Raw genomic sequence first — 313 nt, forward strand, 5'->3', positions numbered from 1 at the left:
GTGCTGGCCACCGGCACCGGACGAGCGGTAGGTGTCGATGCGGATGTCCTGGTCGCGGATTTCGATCTCCACGTCCTCGACTTCCGGCAGGACGGCGACGGTCGCGGCAGAGGTATGGATACGACCACCGGCCTCGGTCGCGGGCACGCGCTGGACGCGGTGGACGCCGGATTCGAACTTCAGACGGCCGAACACGCCCTCGCCCGTGACGGTGGCGATGATTTCCTTGTAGCCGCCCGCCTCGCCTTCGGTGGCGCTGTCGATTTCGACGCGCCAGCCAAGGCTGGAGGCATAGCGCGAATACATGCGGAAC

The 313-nt window shown here is 66.8% G+C and carries 1 protein-coding gene; it reads right to left on the reverse strand.

All coding sequences use genetic code 11. The features are described from left to right. The coding region (locus tag B3H86_RS03825; RefSeq protein ID WP_292051281.1) for a PCRF domain-containing protein at nucleotides 1–313 on the reverse strand (313 nt) is incomplete at both ends.

The sequence above is a fragment of the Brevundimonas sp. UBA5866 genome (assembly GCF_002432125.1).
In the GTDB taxonomy this organism is placed as follows: Bacteria; Pseudomonadota; Alphaproteobacteria; order Caulobacterales; family Caulobacteraceae; genus Brevundimonas.